The sequence below is a fragment of the Ignavibacteria bacterium genome (genome assembly GCA_025612375.1).
Lineage (GTDB): Bacteria > Bacteroidota > Ignavibacteria > Ignavibacteriales > SURF-24 > JAAXKN01.
Map to the genome: position 1 here is coordinate 332,812 of JAAXKN010000002.1, position 17,539 is coordinate 350,350.

Sequence of the window (17,539 nt, forward strand, 5' to 3'; positions counted from 1 at the left end):
GGGCCATGAAAGGATCATTTCAGCGATTTCGGATCTTTACTCTGTTCGTTTTAGCTTTTTCATTTGTTCTGTTATCTGCCTGGAACGTTAAAGCCCAGTACACGATCTTCAGCGGCCAGGTACCCGCTTCTTCAGGGACTGATGACAATTATGAGCTGGGTACAAAGTTCACCTCTTCGCACCTGGCGGAGGTTACAGCCATCCGTTTCTACAAAATGGCTGGAGAGACCGGAGCGCACACAGGCAAGATCTGGTCAAATTCAGGTCAAAGACTTGCAGAAGTTACTTTTTCTTCAGAATCATCTTCAGGCTGGCAGACAGCAGCCCTTTCTTCACCATTAAGAATCGAGCCCGGTACGAAGTATGTTGTATCAGTCAATGCCAACACGGAATATCCTATTACACAGAACGGATTTATTACTGCCGTTTCAAACGGATTTCTGACGGGTGAGATGGGTGTATTTAACGTGACGCGGGAAGAATACCCGGCAGACACTTACAACAGTTCCAGTTACTTTGTTGACATTACTGCCTCTCCGCTGGATCAGGTATTTACCACTCAGGTGCCAACAGCAGATCCATTTACCGGGGAAGGGGATCTTGAGCTGGGGCTTAAATTCACTACCTCAACAGCAGCCAAAGTCAAGTATATCAGATACTATAAAGTTGCCGGTGAGACAGGTGAGCACACGGGAAATCTATGGGCAATGAACGGAAGTAAACTTGCATCGGTCAGCTTTACAGGCGAGACAAATGCCGGATGGCAGTATGCCAGGCTGAATGATGAGGTTTATCTTGAAGCCGGAACTACTTATGTGGTTTCTGTAAATTCAAACGTGGCTTATGGTGCCATGCCGCATGCATTGGAATCGCCGGTAACCAACGGCGTTTTAACTGCCCCGTCAGGGAATAACGGGATTTATAATGAAACACCGGGAGTGTTTCCCTCGACATTCTTCGACAGTCCCAACTATTTCAGGGATATTGTAGTTGTTCCCTTGTACACCCCTCAGGCACCTGTAAATCCTTCTCCTACAAATGAAATGACGGGTGTATCAATTGAACCGGTTTTAAGCTGGCAGGCTGTTGCGGGAGTTACTTCATATACTCTCCAGCTAGCAGAAGATGCCGGCTTTACTGCTAACCTCAGAACCTTTACTAGCATTACTTCCAATTCTTTTGCCATAGCAGGACTTTCAAACGGCAAATCCTATTACTGGCGTGTAAAGGGAGTTAATGATATTGTGGAAGGGAACTGGTCTTCCACTTTTAAGTTTACTACGATTGCCCATACTGATGTAGTCCTTTCCTATCCCAAGGGAGGAGTAAGGCTATTTAATGATAAGCCGCAATTTACGTGGTACGTACCTGCGGGGGGAACAGGCTGGAAATATGACCTCATATATTCCACAGACCAGAATTTCGCCTCTTATGTTACTATCGGCAATCTTACACAAAACCAGTATACGCTTGAAGGCCTTCAGGCAGGAAGAACCTACTACTGGAAAATAAGGCTTAAAACCGCTGCGGGAGCTGTTGTGGGATATTCCGCAAAAGAAAGCTTTATTTCTTTCGGAGAGGCTTTGAAACCTGTAGCTTCCTGGCCCGTCGGGAATGCAACGGTGTACTCATTGTCGCAGGACCTCTACTGGTATCTTAACGGTGCATCCACAGGGCTGACGTATGCTCTCGAAATGAGAGAGGGTGCTCCAACAGCGCTTACAAATAATGCTACAAATACAGGAATAAATGACACACACTATAAGGTTACAGGACTTCTATCAGGCAAACAGTACTCATGGCATGTAAAGTCCATATCAGCTTCAGGCGAATCCTCATGGTCTGATCCTGTGAGCTTTAAGACTGCAGCCGCAGAAAAAGTTGTTGTCCCTGTTGCGTCCTGGCCGATTGGTTACCCGGTCGTTTACACTTTGACCCCAAGCCTCAACTGGTACCTTGGTGCGGCATCCGACGGGTTAACCTTTGATGTGGAAATTGTTGAAGGCCTGCAAACGAGCTTTACAAATTCCCCGACATTCTACGGCATAGCATCACTTTCCGTTGTAACCAATCCTCTTATGCCGGGAAAGGACTATAAGTGGCAGGTGAGATCCTTTGACGGAGTAAATTACTCCGGGTGGTCCAAACCCGCAACATTTAAGGTCGCAGGTACAATAGGCAATGCTCCTGTTGTTCCCAATCCGTCATGGCCTGTAAAGGGCGCTCTGGTTTATTCTACTGAAACAACTCTCAGCTGGTACACAGGAACAGTTTCCACAGGACTGAAATATGACGTGGAGTACGGACAGGGCGCGCTGACAGGAGCACCAACCAAATCAGATATTTCAGACTTGTCCGTTGAAATAACAGGGCTTGAAGCCGGAAAGCCCTATAACTGGAGAGTCCGGTCTACAAGTCCACTCGGGATTTCAGGCTGGTCTAAGACTGAAACCTTCAAGACTGCAAGCAATGCCCCTATAGCTAAGAGCCCGGTACTCTCATGGCCTGTAAAAGGGGTAACGGTATATACTAATTCACCTGTACTTTCCTGGTTCTTAAATTCCCCGTCTGAGGGATTGACGTATGAATTGAAATATTCCACTTCTTCCTCAATGACAGGAGCAGTTATTTTTGATGGAATTACAGAGACAAAGTACGAGCTGAAAAATCTGACTCCGGGGGCAACATACTACTGGCAGGTTCGTTCTTATGACGGTACAGTTTATTCGTCTCCTTCTGCAACGGGCAGCTTTGTTGTATTTGCAGGCAACGCCGCAGTTGTACCTCTTGCGGGCAGTCCTGTTGAAGGTGTTCAGACCGGAAGCCTTTCGCCGGTGCTTTCGTGGTTTATACCGGCTTCGGGTGACGTAGAAAGTTATATAGTAGAATACTCGAAGAAGTCCGATATGTCGGAGCCTGTGAGCATTGAAGTTCAGAATAATTCTGTCGCTCTTGATAAGTTATCTGCAGAAAGCTCTTACTACTGGCGCGTACGCTCATTGAATTCAAAGGGTGAAAAGTCGGCATTCTCGGAAACCGCCAGCTTCAGCACCAGTTCCGCTACAGGAGTTGAAAAGAAAGAAGGGGCTGTGCCTTCTGAATTTGCTTTGGGGCAGAATTTCCCGAATCCTTTCAATCCTGCCACAATAATTGAATTCAGCCTTGCAAGGGACGGCTTCTACAGCCTTGAAGTCTACAACATTCTTGGCGAGAAGGTGCAATCCATAATGCAGGGGAATATGAAAGCCGGCAGCTATAAGGTTAATTTCAATGCCAAAGACCTTATGTCGGGCATTTACTTCTACAGGCTTACAGGAAGCGGCCTTATGATGGTTAAAAAGATGATGCTCGTGAAGTAAGGTTTAGATATATGTGAGACAAAATAAAAGGTGAGGCTTCACTTTTTGAGGCCCCGCCTTTTTTATTATTTATCCGAAGGCACCGGAATTTTGACTCCTTCGGCTACGGGGCTTCCGAAATCAGGGGAGCCATCATTATTCCAGGAGAATTTCTGTATCCTTACATTCCTGTCCCAGCCCGAGCCCTTCTTTTTAGCCGCATGGTAAACTATCCAGTCTTCTTTCCCGTCAGGCGATTTTGTAAATGATGCATGACCGGGGCCGAAGACATTTTCCGTTGACTTAAATACGGGAGACGTTTTCTTGTGCCAAGATTCTTTTTTCATTACGCCGCCCCCGCCGTAGTCTAATTCACCCAGGCAGTAATCGTCGGTCCAGCTTCCGCTGGCTGAATAGATTATAAATATCCGTCCGTTGTGCCTCAGGATTTCCGGGCCTTCATTTATTAGCGGTCTGCCGTGCAGCTCCCACGGAAGTTCGGGTCTGGAGATAAGAACTCTTTCGCCCGTGATAGTCCAGGGATTGCTCATTGGAGCGATGTAAATATTCTGTGCAACGTTTTCATCGCCCTGCCAGCCCGACCAGATAAAATAAAGGCTGCCGTCGTCCATTGTGAGCACAGTGCCGTCAATTGCCCATTTGTCTGTAGGAGCCCTAAGGCGTGCTTTAAGCGAAAAAGCAGACTGCGGGTCTTGGGATGATCCTTCCAGGACATAGATACGGTGGTTATAGTTATCGCCATTATCTGCGGCAACATAGATATACCATTTGCCGTTAATATTGTGAAGCTCAGGCGCCCAGAGCTCTTTTGAATATTCCTTCCCTTCCTCAGGCGTCCACACAGGCGCGGGTACGGCTTTGCCTATATCCTGCAGATGCTTTGATCTGGAAACGTATATTCTCCCGCTGTCGCTGAAGCAGTAGTAATAGTATCCATTATATTGAATGACCCACGGATCGGCACCGTCTTCCACAACAGGATTTGTAAAGTAAGCGGTGGTATCGGGCAAACCAGATGGAGTCTCAGCGCAGGAGACAGCAGAAAAAAGGGCTGAGAGGAGGAGGAAAGTTAAGTGTAATTTAATTTTCATATTCCAAGTTAGAATTAAAAATTAAAAATTAAAAAATAAAAAGTGAAGAGGCGGAAGAGGAAAAGGGGCAGGAATGGGGCTCCTGCCCGAACAACTTGAAAAATTACGGTTCTATTTTTGTCCCGAGTACTTTCAGGAACTGCTTTATCCATTCGGGGTGCGCGGGCCAGGCCGGGGCGGTTACAAGGTTGCCGTCTGTAACTGCATTGTCGGCATCGGGACTTATGTCGCCATACTCGGCTCCGGCAATTTTACATTCGGGCCCTACTGCCGGGTAAGAGATCATCTTTTTACCCTTAAGCGCGTCTGCTGCTGCAAGGATCTGCGGGCCGTGACAGATTGCGGCAATAGGCTTATTCTCCTTTGAAAAGTGACTTACCATGTCGAGCACCCTGTTATTGAGCCTCAGGTATTCAGGAGCCCTGCCGCCCGGCAGAACCAGCGCGTCATACTTTTCGGGCAGTATCTCATTAAAGTCAGCATTGATCTTAAACCTGTGCCCCGGGAGTTCCGCGTAGGTCTGGTCGCCGATAAAATCATGTATGGCTGTTTTTACCGTATCGCCAGGTTTTTTATTAGGGCAGACTGTGTGGACCTGATGGCCTACCATTAAAAGCATCTGGTAAGGCACCATTACTTCATAATCTTCAACGAAATCACCAACAATCATGAGAATCTTTTTAACAGACATTTTGACCTCCTGTTGTTTTACTGGTTTATAAGCTCCCTCCAAAATGAGGAAAATCTCTTTCCCGGCAGAATTTAAAACCGGACTGCCTAATAATTTAAGAAACTCATAATAAAAAACCAGAGAAAATTTCCAAGGGGGCTTAAGCTCTCAGATTAGAAATCCGGTAAAATGTAAAGAATTGAAACATCCGGCAAAAAATGTCTCAAAATAAAACAGGCTTGTTTTTGAAAAATTGAAGGAAAACTTAAAATGGGGCACGTTTGGGCCCTGGTATACAATTTGATGAATATAATTGTTAACTGCCAAATAGTTACAGGGAGAGCTATAATAAGAGGGAAAGGCACACCGCAATGCTTCCATGTAATTATTCACGTTTAATAGAGGGAAATAGTGGAACAGGCTTTACTGATAAGTCCGTTTTTGATACTATTGGCGGGTTTAGTCTTCCATGCGTCATCGCATCTGAATTGCGGCCCGGTAACAACGCCCCGTTTTTATATCCCCCTCGTCCATGTGTTTCTAATCACAATTTCAGTTCACCTTAACAGCCACAAAAAAAATCAAAACAGCTCCAAACTTCTTCTAAATCATAAAAACCTCAAGCTGAACAGTTTTTCAAATATCTCAACTTCCCAACAAACTGAAAATGCTTCAAATCCGAAAATAATGTTTCAAATATATTTAGTCTTGATGAGCAGAACCGCAGCTATGTTTTTAAGCAATCGACCTCATGAATCAAAAGGAAAGTGAAAACTTAAGGCGGCTTAGCTTTAGTGGATACTTTCCTCTTGCTATATGTCTCTGAAAGGACTTCAGCATTTTAACCATTCAGGTAAAGAACTGTTCTATAAGGATAATCAGGATTAATGCATTAAATAGAATTCTGAAAAAAAGGGGGAGATTCAAAATGGGTGACACCTCGTAAATATTCAGAAGTTATAACAGCATCATCTGTAAGTTGAAGATGAGCTGCAAATTGCCGCTTTAAGGGAGGGTGAAAACCGGTGACTGTGCAGATCAGATGCATGCCATCAGAGTAAGTGTCAGTTATAACGAAAAATGAAAAAACAAATTATGGTAAAAATATTTAATAGGGGGTACGAAATGAAATTCAGTAACTTGAAAAAAAACAGGTATCGCCTTTCTCGCTCATTTCAGGGAACTACTGCAGACAGAATTCTGAGTATTATTTTTGCAGTAATTCTGTTATTTGCCTTTAGCGGCAGCAGTGCGGCTCAATCTGTAGAGAGCGTGAATAACTGCGACCTTAGCGGGTTTGTTACCTATACGCAGGGCGGTTGGGGTTCTGTGGCAAGTGGAAATAATCCCGGGACAATACGGGACGAGTACTTTGATCAGGTGTTCCCGAACGGCCTTACTGTTGGAGGGACGTATTGGATAAAAATTACTTCCTCACAAGCAGTAGTAGATTATCTTCACGGGCAGGGTACGCCAGATAAACTAACCCGAAATTATACCAACCCTACAAGCACCGAATCCGGAACCTTTGGGGTCCAGATGGTTGCACTTACTCTAAACGTGTATTTTGATGAAGCTGGTAAAATAGGAACAAATTCACTACAATTGAAAGATCTTATGATTGTTTCAGGTCCTTTTGCAGGAAAAACAGTTTCCGAATTTATGGCAATTGCAAATGCTGCTTTAGGCGGCCAGGACATTTCCGGGGCCGGGTATACCTATTCGGACCTGAATAATGCAGCAACAAAGATCAATGAAAATTTTGACAATGGTACCTCAAATAAAAATTATCTGACGTGTCCGCCACCTCCGACAACTGCTTCTTTAGGCGACTTTGTATGGAATGATACAAACCATAACGGGATACAGGAATCAGGTGAAGCCGGAATACCTGGCGTGGCAGTATACCTGTATGTCTGCAACAGCAACACTGTACTTCAGACAACTACTACGGATGCCAGCGGCTTCTACCACTTTACAAACCTGACTCCGGGTGACTATTACGTACAGTTTGTGCTTCCTTCAGGCTATACTTACAGCCCAATGAATGCCGGAACAAACGATGCGGTTGATTCAGACGCCAACCCGAATAACCTCGGAAAGACAGGCTGCTACACGCTTGCTGCCGGTGATAACAATACTACGGTCGACGCCGGTATGTATCCTACTCCGCAGGCCCCTGCTTCCTTAGGGGACTTTGTATGGCTGGATACAAACCATAACGGAATTCAGGAAGCCGGTGAACTTGGACTTCCGAACGTTACGGTTCAGCTCTTTAAGTGCAGCGACAACAGCCTTGTTGCCACAACTTCCACCAACCCGAGCGGAATGTACCTGTTCAGTAATCTCCCTGCAGGAGACTACTATATAAAGGTTACTGTTCCATCCGGATACTCTGTTAGCCCTGAAAACGAGGGTACTGATGACGCAAAGGATTCCGATATTAACAATGCCGGACAGTCTTCATGTGTGACACTTGCGGCAGGCGATAACAATATGACGGTTGATGCAGGTCTTTATCCTACTCCTCCTTCACCTGCCTCAATCGGCGACTTTGTATGGAATGATACAAATCATAATGGGATACAGGACTCCGGCGAACCCGGAATACCTGGCGTGACAGTTGAACTTTATAAGTGCTCTGACAACAGCTTTGTTGCTTCAAAGACAACAGCTGCCGACGGATCATATCACTTTACAGGTTTAACTCCCGGCGGATATTATGTTAAATTCATTCTGCCTACAGGCTATACTTTCAGTCCTGTGAATGCAGGTGCAGATAATGTGGATTCAGATGCCAACCCTGCAAATATGGGGCAGACAGCCTGCTACACGCTTGCTGCAGGTGAGACAAACAACACGGCTGATGCCGGTATGTATCCGACACCTCCGCAGCCGGCAAGCCTGGGCGATTTCGTATGGAATGACCTGAACCATAACGGCATTCAGGACGCGGGTGAGCCTGGAATAGCCAATGTACAGGTTCAGCTGCATGACCAAACCGGCGCTGTAGTTGCCACAACAACTACCAACGCCAGCGGCTATTACATATTCAATAACCTGCAGCCCGGACAGTACTATGTACATTTTACTCCTCCTGCCGGTTATACAATCACTTCAATTAACCAGGGTACAGACGACGCGAAGGATTCAGACATCGGTATGGATGGAAATACAAACTGGATCAGTCTTGCTGCTGGTGAAAACAATATGACGGTTGATGCCGGTATGTACACTACACCTCCGCAGACTGCATGCATTGGCGACTTTGTATGGAATGATGCAAACCACAACGGCATTCAGGATGCAAATGAAGTTGGTATTTCCGGTATTACAATAGAACTTCATAAGTGCAGTGATAACAGCCTGGTTGCCCAGACAGTAAGCGTCGGAAACGGATACTACTCATTCTGCGACGTTCCTGAGGGCAGCTATTACGTTAAGTTCGTTACCACAGGCTGGACCGTTAGTCCTATTAACCAGGATGGTGACGATAAGGATTCTGACATAGGTCCGGACGGAAAGACCGCCTGCTTTGACGTCGTTCCCGGTCATAATAACTATACGGTCGATGCAGGCCTATATCCCCCGACACCGGGCAATAACGGCTGCGTTGGCGACTTCGTATGGAATGACCTGAACCACAATGGCATTCAGGACGTTAACGAACCCGGTATACCGGGAGTTACGGTTGAGCTGCATGACTGCACGACACACGCACTCATTGCAACAACTGTAACAAACATGTTCGGCCATTATCAGTTCTATAATGTTCCTGCCGGAAGCTACTATGTTAAACTGAATGTTCCGGCCGGTTATAACATCAGTCCGATCAATCAGGGTTCAAATGACGAGAAAGATTCCGACATTGGCGGCGACGGACAGAGCGCATGCTTTGATGTTATGGCAGGCGTGTCAAATAATTCAGTTGATGCAGGACTCTATACGACTCCTCAGAACCTTGCCTGCATTGGCGACTTCGTATGGCTCGATCTGAACCATAACGGAATCCAGGACGCAGGTGAACCGGGCTTATACGGCGTAACCGCTGCCCTCTACAGGTGCAGCGACAACGGTCTGGTTGCCTGGACGACAACAAATTACTTCGGGCAGTATACATTCCCGAACATCCCGGCCGGCGATTACTACGTGAAGTTCACAGTTCCTACAGGATATACTGTAAGTCCGGCTCTGCAGGGCGGAAATCAGGCTCTTGATTCCAATCCTGATGCAACCGGAAAGACAGCCTGCTTTACTGTTGCAGGCGGAACTTCAAATGTAACGATTGATGCCGGTATGTATCCGACACCTTCGGACAAGGGTTCAATCGGTGACTTTGTATGGAAAGACCTGAATGGCAACGGAATTCAGGATGCTAATGAACCCGGGGTGCCGGGAGTGACAGTTGAACTGCGCAAGTGCAGTGACCATAGTCTTGTTGCTTCAACAACAACTGATGCTACAGGGCACTATGCGTTTGCAAACGTTCCGGCCGGAAGCTACTTTGTGAAGATAATTGTTCCCTCCGGTTATACTGTAAGCCCGATAAATCAGGGTGCAAATGACGCTCTTGATTCCGACTTTGGCACGGATGGACAAACCGCATGCTTCGACGTTGTGGGCGGCGTTAACAACAACACAATCGATGCTGGTCTCGTTCCGCCGGTAACAACAGATCTTGAAGTAACTAAATCTGCAAGCAAGATATTCCTGCAGTGCGGTGAGGACTTTACCTATACGGTTACTGTTAAGAACAACGGTCCTGTTGCTGCAAGCGCAGTAGTTGTAACTGACCTTGAGCCGGCCGGTGCCGACTTTACAGGCAGCACTCCTTCACAGGGGACTTACAACCCGACTACGGGTGAATGGAACGTTGGAAATCTTGCCGTTGGAGCAAGCGCTACGCTTACACTCAATGCTAAGGTTGACTGCACCGAGCTGAGCACAAGTTCGCTTACTCTTGGTGCTGCTGAAGGTTATAACATATTTGTATTCAATGACCTCAACCAGACCGGTACAAGCATTCAGGGTAAGGCCGCTGTCGGCGGAAACGCCACCATGGCGGCTTACTCGTCGATTGGTTCAGGTCTTGCAGCAAACAGCGGCAACGTACTCGTTGTGGGAGGTAATCTTACAATGGTTAACGGAACTGTTGCAAATGGAAACGTGGTCTATGGCGGAACAACAAACCTGCCTCAGCCTTCGGTAACTGTACCAGGCGGAACACTCATCCATGCATCTCCGGTTAACTTTGCTGCTGCCCAGGCAGCCTTAAGCAGCCTGTCTGGTACACTTGCAGGCTACGGCGCTAACGGTACAACAGCATTCCAGTGGGGAAGTTTAACCCTTACGGGAACTGACCCGGCTCTGAATGTATTCAATGTTTCCGGAAGCGACATTTCAGCTTCAAACAACTTTGTCATTAACGTTCCTAACGGCTCAGTCGTTATTGTCAATATCTCGGGGCAGAACCCGGTATGGACAGGCGGTATGAGCCTTAACGGCGCTGCTGCAGGCAACGCTTTATTTAACTTCTATCAGGCACAGACGCTCAAGATTCAGGGCATTGACGTAAAAGGTACAGTACTTGCGCCTTTGGCTGCTCTGGACTTCCCGTCTGGAATTGTTTCAGGACAGGCAATTGTTAAATCCTTAACAGGTGCCGGCCAGTTCTGCAATACGCCTTTTATAGGAAGCATTCCGGCTTCGAAGAGCTTCACAAATACTGCTATGATTACCGGAAACAGCCCGGTTGACATAATAGCATCTAATAACTCTTCCAGCGTAACCGTAACCATTGGCACACAGCCTGGTAACGGCGGACAGCAGCCTCCTATTTGCCAGTTTGACGGCATGATATCCGCTTTCGCATTTGACTGCTGCAATATGTACGCTGCCACTCAGGGCGGGAAAGTTTACCGCTCGTCTGACGGCGGAAAGACCTGGCAGCTCTTCAGTGAAGGCCTGAATGCTGCTTATATCTGGGCTCTTACCGTTGTTGACGGAACCGTGTTCGCGGCAACAGAACAGGGTATTTATGTATTCAATGGAACAAAGTGGACGCTCGTCGGCTGCGGCAACTATGACGTCCATGACCTTGTCGGATGCAACGGTACACTCTATGCTGCAACCTGGGGACATGGAATCCAGATGTCTAATGATTACGGATTGAACTGGATACCGGTCAATACCGGATTTACAGTGCTGCCTTACATTCAGTCTCTTACTGCTGTAAACGGTTATATCTATGCCGCCACCTTGGGCAGCGGTATATACAGACTCCAGTGCGGCGGTACAACCTGGATCCCGGTAAGCACTTCCTGCCAGTCATTCTGGAGCATATCCGGCTGCCAGAACTATCTCTATGCTGCCAGCTATGGCGACGGACTCTACCAGTCATGCGACGGTACCACATGGAATAAGGTAACTACTCTGCCATGCCCGTACATTTATTCGATTGATGTTGCTCCCTGCGGCAAGGTCTTTGTAAGCTCGCTTATGGGCGGCGTTTATTCGTCGTGCGATAACGGTGCTTCATGGACACAGATGGGCTTCGACGGATACAACGTATGTGCAGTTGTAGTTGATCCGGCTACTGAAAATGTATACCTCGGCACCAAGGCTGGTGAAGTCTACATGCTAGACGCCAGTCTGACAGCTGTTGAAGGCAAAGACAGGCTGCCCAAAGAGTTCAGCCTGAGCCAGAACTATCCTAACCCGTTCAACCCGTCAACTACTATCAGCTTCGCTATTCCGGTTGCGGGCAAGTATACACTCAAGATATACGACATGCTGGGTCAGGAAGTTACAACTCTGGTAAATAAGGAGCTCTCGGCGGGGTATCATAAGGTTGTATTTGATGCCAGCAGGATGTCATCAGGTATGTACATCTACAGACTTTCTGGAACTAACGTCCAGATGATCAGAAAGATGATGCTTGTGAAGTAATCTTATGATCAGGTGACTATGCATAAAGCGGGGGGCAGCCCCCGCTTTACCTGCAGAAAAACTTGCTTCTTTTACATATCCCAAATGAAATTAGGGGGCTGTCCCTTCCGGGGGCAGCCCCCTTTCTTATTCCCATCCATGAAAAAAATAAAAATTCTTATACTTTCTTTTTAAAATGCCTTGATTAGGATCACAAAAACTTATATATCATTATAACTGCGACACAGATCACAGCGGGAAATAAATATTATTAATGACAACCTTAAGAACCGCTGCGGATGAACATATAAACAGAGGGAAAAGTGGAAGGGATTATACTGGTAAGTCCGCTTTTATTTTTGATGGTAATTATCGTCTCCTCAAAGACAACCCATGGAAACTGCTTCAAGGCAGCTGCTGTTTCAGTCCTTTACCCGGCTTATCCGGAATTCCTTCTTAGCTTACCTGCGCCATCTGTTTTACCGCTTAGACCTGGTTCCGTAATAAATGAAAAATCTGTAACTGGCATCTTCCGGGCCTCCTTCGGGCCTGAAAGAAACGGGAAGGCGTTCTTTGTATTCTGATGAACTGTAAACTGATGACTCATAGATGTGCTTAATAACTGTCTGCTGATACTGATATCTAACTTAATTTAACGGAGGGCGGGATATGAAGAGTCGATTCTTATGCACTATGTTCATGCTGCTATGGATTATTGTCCTTTCCGGGAATAGCCCGGCACAAACCCAATGCGATCTGAGCAAATTTGCTACCTATACCGCAGCTGGATGGAGCTGCGATGCAACCAGCGACTATGATAACATAGGAAGGCTGCGCGATTTTTATTTTCCTCAGAAGTTCCCCAACGGCCTTGCCATTGGCGGAAAATACACCATAAAACTTACTTCATCTCAGGCGCTGGTTGCCTATCTGAAGGGAGATGGAAACCCTGACAAGCTAAGTCACAGCTACGTGAATCCTTCCTCTACTGAAAGCGGAATCTTCGGCATTCAGGTTGCAGCCCTGACATTAAATGCTTTTGCCGATGAAATATTAAAGTCCGGTTCAAGCTACCTTTTACTGAAGGATCTCGTTATAGCTTCAGGAACACTACAGGGGAAAACTGTTTCGGAATTCCTTGCCTTGGCCAATAAAGCGCTTGGCGGTGAGGATGCCGGCTATACAGTGTCGGTCCTTAACGAAATAGCCTCCAGGGTAAACGGAAACTTTGAGGAGGGGAAAGTAAACCGGGGTTATCTCAGCTGCCCTTCTGAACATGGCGTGCTGGCTATTGGCGACAGGGTCTGGCTGGATAGCAACAAGAACGGAATACAGGACCAGGGAGAGCCCGGAATCCAAAGCGTCACGGTGAAACTTTATAACTGCGATAACACGCTTTCGGCAACGGCTGTTACAAACGCCGAGGGGAACTATTCTTTTACAAACCTTGGCACGGGCAGCTATTATATAAAGGTTGTTGTACCCGAGGGGTATACCGTAACGCTGCAGGACCAGGGTACAAATGATGCCGTGGATTCAGACATTGATAAAGACGGAAAAAGCAAATGCTACACGCCCGCAGGCTGCAAATGCGACTATGATAAAATTGTGGATGCGGGACTTTATAAGACAAGCCAGGAAAACTACCTCCTGGGCGACTTTGTATGGAATGACCTGAATGGAAACGGAATTCAGGATCAGGGTGAACCCGGCATTCAGGGAATTACAGTTGAACTGCGTAACTGCGTGGGGACACTGATATCGAACAGGATAACAGATGCCAATGGAAAGTACACTTTTATTAATGTTCCTGTGGGGAGCTACTTTATTAAGATAGTTGCATCGAACTATACGGTAAGTCCCAAGAACCAGGGCGCAGACGACGCAAAGGACTCTGATATAGGTCCTGACGGCAAAACCGAATGTTTTAATGTTGCCGCAAATGTTACCAATCTTACCGTGGATGCAGGACTCATAAAACAGAGCCAGGATTGCACCGATCTTGAAGTGGTGGTTACCTCCAGCAAGACAAGCCTTCAGTGTGCAGAGACATTTACCTACACTGTAACTGTAAAGTACCTGGGCCCTTCTGCGGCTTCTTCTGTAGTTGTCGGCGACGTTCTGCCTCTTGGGGTTGATTACCTGAGCGCAAATGCATCACAGGGATCATATAATTCATCAGACGGAAAATGGTCCGTCGGAAGCCTTGCCGTAGGCGCAAGCGCGGCGCTGAAAATCAATGTAAAAGTCAACTGCGATGAAATGGCTAAAAAATCTCTGGACTTTGGTCCCGCCAGGGATTACAACGTTTTTGTATTTGAGAACCTGACGCAGCCTTCTGCAGATACACAGGGCAAAATGGCAGTTGGAGGCGATGCTTACCTGGCGAACTACTCCGTTGGCGACCTCCTGCCTCCAAACAGCGGCAATGTGCTTGTAGTAGGAGGCAACCTGACTTTTATCAGCGGGGCAATAAATAACGGCAATGCGGTCTATGGCGGAACTACAAACCTTCCGCAGATGGCCGTCTCAATTACCGGGGGCACTCTGATAAACGGCCGCCCGATTGATTTTGCACAGGCTAAAACATACCTGCAGAACCTGTCAATGACGCTTTCAGGCTACACTGTAAACGGCACTGTCTCCTCGCAATGGGGAACCATGACGCTTACAGGAACAGATCCGTTCATGAATGTTTTTAAGATTTCAGGAAGTGACCTTTCAAATACTCATAACCTTGTAATTAACGCCCCCGGGGGATCTGTTGTAATTATAAACGTGTCGGGGCAGAATATTTCCTGGATGGGAGGCATGAGCGTGAACGGGCCTGCAGCAGGCAATATAGTCTTTAATTTCTATCAGGCGCTCACGCTTAAAATTCAGGGGATCGCGGTAATTGGATCAGTGCTTGCCCCTCTGGCCGCACTCGAATTCCCGGCGGGGTTAATAACAGGGCAGGTAATAGTCAGGTGCATGACGGGTTCAGGACAGTTTAATACGGCGCCCTTCGGAGGCAATATATCTGCCAGCTTTGTTATTACAAATACGGCGACACTATTGTCGAGTGTGCCGGTGGATATTGTACTGGCAAATAATACTTCGAGTGTAACTGTAAATGTCAGCACCTCCGGCAGTGGCGGCGGAACAATTCCAATTACTCCAACATGGTCTTTCGGTCAGCTTATCTATGCATTCGCCTTCGATGGATGCAACGTTTATGCCGCAACCTGGGGCGGAAAAATATATAAGTCAACTGATTCGGGCCTGACCTGGGTTGTATTTTCCGAAACCATAGAATCTACATATATATGGTCCCTTACCGTGGTGCAGGGGCGTGTCTTTGCCGCAACGGCAAAAGGGATTTATGTATATAACGGTACTAAATGGGTTGTGGCAGGCTGCGCAAACCTGGACGTCCACGACATAGTATTCTATAACGGTGTGCTCTATGCCGCAACATGGAGCTCGGGAGTTTACATGTCAGTGGATTTAGGAGTAAGCTGGAAGGCGATTAATAGCGGCTTTAACATCTGGCCGGTAATTCAGGCAATTACCGTTGCCGGTAACGGCGATCTGTATGCTGCAACCTTCGGATTCGGCATATACCGGCTGGCCTATGGAACTACTACATGGGTTCAGGTAAACTGCTCATTCCAGATGTTCTGGACGATAGCTGCCTCAAAGACAATGCTCTTTGCCGCAAGCTATGGTGACGGGCTCTATCAGTCCGTTAACGGGCAGACATGGACAAAAGTAACCACTTTGCCCGTGCAGTTCATTTACACGATTGGTGTTGCTCCCTGCGGCAGGATTTACGTCAGTTCACTTACCGGAGGCATTTATATGTCGGAGGACAACGGCCTGACATGGAAACATTTGGGCTTTGACGGCTGCAACGTTTGTGCTCTTGTAGTGGATCCTTCAACCGAAGAGGTCATTTGTGGAACCAAAAGCGGCGAGGTCTACAGGCTTTCCGCAAGCCTTACAAACGGCGGGGAGAAGCCTGAAATTCCGGCTGAATTCAGCCTGAAGCAGAACTATCCTAACCCGTTCAACCCGTCAACTACGATTGAATTTGCGGCTCCGGAGGCAGGCGACTATACGTTAAAAGTCTATGACATGCTTGGCCGGGAAGTTGCAACTCTCTTAAGCGGCACCCTTACGGCAGGATATCACAAGGCGGTATTTAACGCAGACAAAGTGCCCTCGGGAGTTTATGTCTACAGGCTTACAGGCAATAAAGTTGCTATGAGCAGAAAGATGATGCTGGTCAGATAATATTAAATTCTGATATTGAAATACGGGCTGCCGGTTTTCCGCCTCAGGAACCGGCGCTCCTTTTCCTTGAGCAAATTTACCCGCACTCCGTAGGCGCGAGAAGCCTGTCATTCACTGCGAGGGATGCAGGCTTCAACCGCCCGGATATGGGAAAACTCCTGATGGCTTTAGGTTTGGAAAAAATTCTGACGTTATATACACGTGATGAATTACCCGGCTCCTGAGGCGGCTTTATGAAATGAGGTTTAGCATGGACTTTAATGTTTCCAGGTACTCATCCATGCCCATTGGCCTGTTATATTTTTTTTCAAGCTCTTTTGCCAGCGGCTCTTCACTTTCAGAGACTTCTTTGTTTATTACTACTATATCCGGTGAGAGCGGCCTTTCAAACTTTGCTTCCCCCGAAAGATACTTAACCAGATCTTCCTTGCTGACAAGGAACATGTCAGAATCATTACCATTAAGGAGTAAAATTTTCATGTTGTTCTCTTATTGTGGTCATTAGTATCCTCGGGAAGTGCTTTGCCAAACAGAGCAAGCCGGTTTCCCATAAAGGATAATGGTAATTTCCACGGAACCAATAGTATTTGCGAAAAGTAGTTTCTAATTGTATGATAAGAATAATTTTACTTTTGTCAAGAAGATATTGTGAAACGCGCTTGAGGTATGATGAGCCTCACATTTATGAAGATGAGTCCTCAAAAGCCGCCCCCCTTTTTGTGAAATTATCCTCTCTTTGGTTTATATTAGTCCCCGCAAAAAATAATATTGCCACATTCGGGGCACATTTGGACCTCGCATGACCTAGGTGCAGATTGTAAGCTCAGAGTGAGAGATGGAATTTTACGTATTATTTATCTCCCATCCATACTTAGATTATTAAAATAATGAGGAATAAAGAAATGGAAATTAAAAATAAAGTGATCATTGTAACGGGGGCTTCAGGCGGAATAGGCCTTGCCGCGGCAAGGCTCCTTGCAGAGCATGAAGCCAACGTTGTGCTGGTTGCCCGTTCGACCGAAAAACTTCAAAAGCTGAGTCAGGAAATCCCAAATTCATTTGCGGTAACCGCGGACATGCGCGATGAAATTGCAATACGCCAGATTTCTTTCAGAATACCATAAGCCGCGAGATGACCCATTCAGACAGGATGAAAATGATGCCGATGGATACAGCGGAAGCTGTGGCTGAAAAGATAGTGGAGGCCATAAAAA

Annotated in this window: 8 protein-coding genes; 5 read left to right on the plus strand and 3 right to left on the minus strand. The window is 46.8% G+C overall.

Going from position 1 to position 17,539, the window contains the following annotated elements; translation table 11 throughout:
- Nucleotides 1-5: 5 nt before the first annotated feature.
- Nucleotides 6-3,359 carry a DUF4082 domain-containing protein gene (locus HF312_03140; GenBank protein MCU7519182.1) on the plus strand — a complete coding sequence of 1,118 codons (3,354 nt, stop codon included), beginning with the start codon at nt 6-8 and terminating at the stop codon, nt 3,357-3,359.
- Nucleotides 3,360-3,424: 65 nt separating this feature from the next.
- Here HF312_03140 and HF312_03145 read toward each other — a convergent pair whose 3' ends face one another.
- Nucleotides 3,425-4,450, minus strand: coding sequence for a family 43 glycosylhydrolase (locus HF312_03145; protein MCU7519183.1), 1,026 nt, complete (start codon nt 4,448-4,450; stop codon nt 3,425-3,427).
- A 103-nt stretch (nt 4,451-4,553) separates the two neighbouring features.
- Complete coding sequence (locus tag HF312_03150; protein ID MCU7519184.1) at nt 4,554-5,141, minus strand: DJ-1/PfpI family protein; 588 nt, start codon at nt 5,139-5,141, stop codon at nt 4,554-4,556.
- A gap of 1,104 nt (nt 5,142-6,245) precedes the next feature.
- On the opposite strand from HF312_03150, the gene HF312_03155 reads away from it, so the two are divergent.
- From HF312_03155 to HF312_03165, 3 genes are all read left to right on the plus strand, one after another.
- On the plus strand, nt 6,246-12,068 hold the full coding sequence (locus HF312_03155; protein ID MCU7519185.1) for a choice-of-anchor A family protein: 5,823 nt from the start codon (nt 6,246-6,248) through the stop codon (nt 12,066-12,068).
- Between the two features lie 302 nt (nt 12,069-12,370).
- Complete coding sequence (locus HF312_03160) at nt 12,371-12,631, plus strand: hypothetical protein (GenBank protein ID MCU7519186.1); 261 nt, start codon at nt 12,371-12,373, stop codon at nt 12,629-12,631.
- Nucleotides 12,632-12,716: 85 nt separating this feature from the next.
- Nucleotides 12,717-16,325 (plus strand): choice-of-anchor A family protein, encoded by a 3,609-nt coding sequence (locus tag HF312_03165; GenBank protein ID MCU7519187.1) that lies wholly within the window; start codon nt 12,717-12,719, stop codon nt 16,323-16,325.
- 231 nt (nt 16,326-16,556) lie between these two features.
- On the opposite strand, the gene HF312_03170 is transcribed toward HF312_03165, so the two are convergent.
- A complete protein-coding gene (locus HF312_03170) occupies nt 16,557-16,805 on the minus strand; it encodes a hypothetical protein (protein ID MCU7519188.1) in 249 nt (82 codons plus the stop codon).
- Between the two features lie 407 nt (nt 16,806-17,212).
- On the opposite strand from HF312_03170, the gene HF312_03175 reads away from it, so the two are divergent.
- Nucleotides 17,213-17,449 (plus strand): SDR family NAD(P)-dependent oxidoreductase, encoded by a 237-nt coding sequence (locus tag HF312_03175; protein MCU7519189.1) that lies wholly within the window; start codon nt 17,213-17,215, stop codon nt 17,447-17,449.
- The last annotated feature ends 90 nt before the right edge of the window (nt 17,450-17,539 follow it).

What these genes read in the sequence shown, in the direction of transcription:
- HF312_03140 (MCU7519182.1), top strand. Translation starts at nt 6, where the DNA reads ATGAAAGGATCATTTCAGCGATTTCGGATCTTTACTCTGTTCGTTTTA.
- HF312_03145 (MCU7519183.1), bottom strand. Translation starts at nt 4,450, where the DNA reads ATGAAAATTAAATTACACTTAACTTTCCTCCTCCTCTCAGCCCTTTTT.
- HF312_03150 (MCU7519184.1), bottom strand. Translation starts at nt 5,141, where the DNA reads ATGTCTGTTAAAAAGATTCTCATGATTGTTGGTGATTTCGTTGAAGAT.
- HF312_03155 (MCU7519185.1), top strand. Translation starts at nt 6,246, where the DNA reads ATGAAATTCAGTAACTTGAAAAAAAACAGGTATCGCCTTTCTCGCTCA.
- HF312_03165 (MCU7519187.1), top strand. Translation starts at nt 12,717, where the DNA reads ATGAAGAGTCGATTCTTATGCACTATGTTCATGCTGCTATGGATTATT.
- HF312_03170 (MCU7519188.1), bottom strand. Translation starts at nt 16,805, where the DNA reads ATGAAAATTTTACTCCTTAATGGTAATGATTCTGACATGTTCCTTGTC.
- HF312_03175 (MCU7519189.1), top strand. Translation starts at nt 17,213, where the DNA reads ATGAGGAATAAAGAAATGGAAATTAAAAATAAAGTGATCATTGTAACG.